This window comes from Pedobacter sp. HMWF019 (assembly GCF_003061025.1).
In the GTDB taxonomy this organism is placed as follows: Bacteria; Bacteroidota; Bacteroidia; order Sphingobacteriales; family Sphingobacteriaceae; genus Pedobacter.
Window position 1 is genome coordinate 1 of record NZ_QAIL01000511.1, and the last position, 5,678, is coordinate 5,678.

Sequence of the window (5,678 nt, forward strand, 5' to 3'; positions counted from 1 at the left end):
AAAATATTCTATGGAAGAATTAGATGATACAGATTTATTACTGCTGAAGATATTAGGCAACAACTCGAACTATACCATAAAAGAGCTTGCGGTAAAGGTAAAACTGTCCCCTTCGCCTGTTTTTGAACGGGTAAAAAGACTGGAAAGCAATGGATTTATTAAAAAGTATATTGCCATACTTGATGCCGAAAAATTTAACCAGGGATTTATTGTCTTTTGCAATATTAAGCTCAAACAGCACGACAGGAAGATAGGCCATCAGTTTGTGGAAGACATTTTAAAAATCGACGAAGTGGTAGAATGTTATAATATTTCGGGAGACTATGACTTTATATTAAAGGTATATGCAAAGGATATGAAACATTACCAGGATTTTGTTTTTAATAAACTAGGCTCTGTTAAAAGTATAGGAAGTACGCACAGTACGTTTGCTATGGCAGAGATAAAAAATTCGTATAACATCAGCTTTTAAAACAACAACTATTATACCTCTTCCCGGATACCCCAAAAAACCTGCACTTCTTTTCTCACCTCACAACCTGAAGCTTTTCGCGGAAGGTCCAGTGAGAAAAGAAGTGCAGGTTTTTTCACGCATTCTTGTCAAGATAAAGAAAGTATTACATTCTTTCAGGCACTGTGATCCCCAATAACTTCATTCCGGATTTCAGAATATTAGCCGTAATAAAACTTAAGTTCAAACGGTGCTGTTTCAGTGAAGCATCTTCTTCTTTAACTATCGGAGGCACTTCATGGTAGAATTTATTGAACATTTTGGCTACCTCATAAAGATAGTTAGATAAAGTAGCCGGAGTATACCCTTTAGCTGCTGAAGCCAATTCAGAAGGGTATTTAGAAAGCAACATAATCATCTCCAACTCTGTTGCAGATAAATCTTTAACCTCTGTTGCTTTTGAGTACTCTGCATATTCAGCTTTACTTAAAAGCGACTTAATACGTGCATGGGTGTACTGAATAAACGGTCCGGTATTTCCCTGAAAATCAATAGATTCAGAAGGATCAAACAGCAGGCGTTTCTTAGGTTCTACTTTTAGCAGGAAGTATTTTAAAGCCCCCATACCTATGTCATAATACAAACGTTCCTTTTCCTCATCAGAAAAATCATTGGTTTTACCAAGTGCTTCTGTCTTCTGTCTGGCTGTTTCAACCATTTCTGCAATCAGATCATCTGCGTCTACCACTGTACCTTCTCTGGATTTCATTTTGCCACTTGGCAAATCCACCATACCGTAAGACAAATGATGCAGGCCTTTAGCCCAGGTTTTACCCATTTTTTCCAGGATCAAGAATAAGACCTTGAAATGATAGTCCTGCTCATTACCCACTACATAAATAGACTGATCCATTTTAAAATCATCATATTTCATTTCTGCAGTACCTAGATCCTGAGTAATATATACAGAGGTTCCATCGGCACGCAGTACGAGTTTCTGGTCCAAGCCGTCTTCTGTCAGATCGATCCATACAGAGCCATCTGGTTTTTTAAAGAATACGCCTTTATTTAAGCCTTCTTCTACAGTATCCTTACCTAATAAATAAGTATTGCTTTCGTAATAATATTTATCAAAATCCACGCCCAGGTTTTTATAGGTAATATCGAACCCCGCATATACCCATCCGTTCATCTTTTTCCAAAGATCCAATACCTCTGCATTACCCTGTTCCCATTCCAGCAGCATTTGCTGTGCCTGTTTAATCAGTGGTGAATTTTTCTTGGCCTCTTCTTCTGTTTGACCTGCAAGTTTAAGTGCTTCAATTTCTTTCTTATATTCTTTATCGAAGATTACATAATATTTTCCAACCAGGTGGTCTCCTTTTAAGCCAGAACTCTCCGGGGTTTCTCCATTTCCAAATTTTTGCCAGGCCAGCATAGACTTACAAATATGAATACCTCTGTCATTTACCAGGTTTACTTTGAATACTTCATAGCCGTTAGCTTTAAGCAGTTCAGCAACAGAATAACCCAATAAGTTATTTCTAACATGTCCAAGATGCAGTGGTTTATTGGTGTTTGGAGAAGAATATTCCACCATTACTTTCTGTCCGTTGGGTTTGAAAGTACCGAAGTCCTTATCCAATAGCGTATTGTTCAGTAAACTCAGCCAGTAAGGATCTGCAATGCTCAGGTTTAAAAAGCCTTTAACGACATTAAATCCTGTGACATCTGCAACATGCTCTACCAGGTAAGCACCAAGTTCCTTAGCAGTAACTTCTGGCGATTTTTTAGAAAAACGTACAATTGGAAAAACTACAATAGTGATTTGCCCTTCAAATTCAACCCTCGTATCCTGCAGGCTGATTTGATTTTCCTGGATTTCCTGTTGGTATAAGTCTTTAACTGCTGTTATCGTAGCAGCAACGATATGTTGTTCAATATTCATATTCTATTCGTTTCTAAAAGCGTTCGTCGCTTTAATTAAGATCTCAAAGGCATGCTCTGCCATCTGGTTCTCTTTATCCAGGGTTGGGTTTACTTCAACAATTTCAAAACAGCATACTTTATGATGTGTAATGAGCCTGGTCATTAAACCTCCTGCTTCTTTCTCTGTTAAACCCTGGGCTACCGGAGTTCCTGTACCTCTCGATGCTGTTGGATCCAGTGAATCTACATCAAAAGAGACATAGATCAGGTCGCAATGGTCCAGGTACATCATCGTTTCAATCACCGTTCTTTCTACTCCCCGTTTCCGGAATTCGGCAGTGGTGATGTTTTTTACTTTATTTTTTTTGATCAGGTGCTCTTCCGGTTTTTCCATATCCCTTGCAGAAATCAACACCAGGTCACGATAATTAATCTTAGGCGCTATATTCTCTACATTTTTGAGCTGATACCAGTAATTAATGGTTTCCTGGTCAAGTTTATTCACCTTAGAGTCCGTATTATCTTCATCCAGCACCATAGCCAGAGGCATACCATGCATATTTCCGGAAGGTGTAGTGTATGGGGAGTGCATATCTGCATGGGCATCAATCCAGATTACGCCTAACCTGGATTTAGGATAAGCGGCCTTGATTCCCGAGATCGTACCCGCTGCTGTACTGTGGTCACCAGCCAGAACAATCGGAAATTCATTATTTCCAAGGGTGTTTTTCACCTCTTCACTCACCCGCTCTACCATAGTAAGAATACCTGAAATCCTTTTTGCATAAGGGCTACCGGTACTTTCCAGTAACAAATGGTTCTCATTTGGTACCTCAATAGATTTGTGTTTTTTAAAGAACCTGCTTCCAAAATCTAATGCCGCAATTTTTATCGCATCTACCCCAAGACTGGCTCCGCGGGTACCCGCTCCAATCTCAGATTTTACTTCAATTATCTTTAAAGACTTAGTCATAAAAAAAATTACGAGTGTATTTTATAAAAGGTTTATCTTTGGGCCAAAATTAACTTATTTTAAGTTGCCACACCTTTAATAATTGTTCAAAAATATAAAAAATGCAGAGTTACTCCGAATTTCTTGATCTAAGTGTTGGTTTCCCACAGGAAGGCTATGACATTATAGACGATGAATTATACTTCCAGGACCTAAACTTAATGGAGATGATTGAAACTTATGGTACGCCATTACGTTTCACTTATCTTCCGCTGATCAGCAAAAAAATTCAACAGGCGAAGATCTTGTTCCAGACCGCCATCTTAAAGAACAATTACAGAGGTGATTACAAGTATTGCTATTGTACCAAGAGCTCCCACTTCCGCCACATTGTGGAAGAAGCCCTTAAAAATGGCATCCACCTGGAAACTTCATCTGCATTTGATATGCCAATGGTAGATGCCCTTGAGAAAAAAGGTGCACTGACCAAAGACATTACGCTGATCTGTAACGGTTTTAAAACTTATCAATACAAGCAGTATATTATAGATATGCTGCACGATGGGTACAAAAACATCATTCCGGTTTTAGATAACAAAGAGGAATTTAACCTCTATGATGATGAAATTGAAATGGATACCCCATGTAATTTGGGAATTCGTATTGCCGCTGAGGAGCAGCCGGATTCTCAGTTCTATACATCCCGTTTAGGTGTAAGACTGGAAGATGTTATTGATTTTTACAATAATAAAATTGCGTCTAATCCTAATTTCAGGGTGAAATTGCTGCATTTCTTCATCAACTCCGGTATTTCAGATACACCTTATTACTGGAATGAGCTGGAGAAATATGTAACCTTATACTGCAAATTCAAAAAGATTAACCCGGAACTGGATACTTTAGATATCGGAGGTGGTATGCCTTTCAAAGATTCCCTGGTTTTTGATTTCGATTACGAATACATGGTCAATGAGATCGTTAAACGGATTAAAGAGATCTGCGCAGAGCATGATGTTATTGAACCGGATATCATTACAGAATTTGGTAAATATACAGTAGCAGAAGCCTCTGGTATATTATATAAGGTATTAGGCCGTAAACAGCAAAATGACCGGGAAAGATGGTTAATGCTGGATGGTTCTTTCATTACCAACCTTCCTGATGTTTGGGCACTGAACCAAAAATATGTATTGTTGCCCATCAACAACTGGGATGCGGAATATGAAAAAGTAAACCTCGGTGGAATTACTTGCGACGGCCAGGATTATTACAACCAGGAGGCACATATGAACAGTGTGTTTATGCCAAAAACACGTAAAGTACAATACCTCGGTTTCTTCCATACTGGTGCTTACCAGGAGGTACTCAGTGGTTATGGTGGTATCCATCACTGCTTACTGCCAAGTCCTAAACATGTGATCATTCGCAGAAACAGAGATGAGACTTTCAACTTCGAGGTATTTGGTGAAGAACAAAACAGTAAACAAGTATTGAAGATCCTGGGTTATACCTAGGCCTTAATCTTTAAAATATAGAGGGTACCTGCGCCTGCAGGTACCCTTTTTTGTGTGCCTATTTTTCTGTCCTGAATTCGGATGGCGTTTTATGTATGATCTTTTTGAAGATTTTGTTAAAATAGGTTACATTATTAAAACCGCAGGCAAAACAGACCTCAGCGATTGTTTTATCCTGCTGTAATAGCAAACAGGCTTTCTGGATCCGATAATGGTTTACAAACTCCGTAAACGTGATATGAGTGGTCTTCTTGAAATAATTACAAAATGACGGTACAGAAATATTAGCAATGTCTGCTACCTTTTGAATATCAATATCCTGATCATAATAATTCTCTACATAAGTAAAGATTTTCTGCAACCTGTTCCGGTGTTTATTTACCATCTCCGCCAGTATAGGTTGTCTATTTAAAACATCATACTCTTCTGCAAGTGCAAGTTGGTGCAATACTTTCAGCATAGACAAATGCTTTTCAAAAGGTGACATATTTTTCATGTCTATCAGCAAAGCAGTAATCCGGCTTTTAACCTCACCATTAAATTTCAAACCATGTTTGGAACGTACAATCAGATCTGCGATCTCCTTCATTTCCGGAAAATCGGCTATCCATTGCTGCACCACCTCAGGTTTGATCTGCACCACAATTTCCTCATGAGGTTCTGTTGCATTTAATCCAAAGCCAGAATGCGGCATATTTGAGCCAATCAATACCAGATCTCCATCGTCATACATACTTAAATGGTTACCAACATGGCGGGTGCCGCCACCGCCAACTACGCACACCAGTTCATACTCCGGATGATAATGGTACTGCCATATAAATTCAGAGAT

Annotated in this window: 5 protein-coding genes; 2 read left to right on the top strand and 3 right to left on the bottom strand. The window is 38.8% G+C overall.

The genetic code is table 11. From position 1 onward, the window contains the following. A partial coding sequence (locus tag DBR11_RS25960; protein ID WP_255564442.1) for an Lrp/AsnC family transcriptional regulator occupies nucleotides 1–472 on the top strand: 472 nt, incomplete at its 5' end. 145 nt (nucleotides 473–617) lie between these two features. On the opposite strand, the gene argS is transcribed toward DBR11_RS25960, so the two are convergent. Next, nucleotides 618–2,399: an arginine--tRNA ligase gene (gene argS, locus DBR11_RS25965; protein ID WP_108555475.1), complete on the bottom strand. Its 1,782-nt coding sequence runs from the start codon at nucleotides 2,397–2,399 to the stop codon at nucleotides 618–620. 3 nt (nucleotides 2,400–2,402) lie between these two features. Beyond that, nucleotides 2,403–3,353, bottom strand: a complete 951-nt coding sequence (locus tag DBR11_RS25970; protein WP_108555476.1) for an arginase — start codon at nucleotides 3,351–3,353, stop codon at nucleotides 2,403–2,405. Between the two features lie 101 nt (nucleotides 3,354–3,454). On the opposite strand from DBR11_RS25970, the gene DBR11_RS25975 reads away from it, so the two are divergent. Next, nucleotides 3,455–4,846 (top strand): arginine decarboxylase, encoded by a 1,392-nt coding sequence (locus DBR11_RS25975; RefSeq protein WP_108555477.1) that lies wholly within the window; start codon nucleotides 3,455–3,457, stop codon nucleotides 4,844–4,846. Nucleotides 4,847–4,904: 58 nt separating this feature from the next. On the opposite strand, the gene DBR11_RS25980 is transcribed toward DBR11_RS25975, so the two are convergent. Beyond that, on the bottom strand, nucleotides 4,905–5,678 hold a 774-nt coding region (locus tag DBR11_RS25980; RefSeq protein ID WP_108555478.1), incomplete at its 5' end, for an AraC family transcriptional regulator.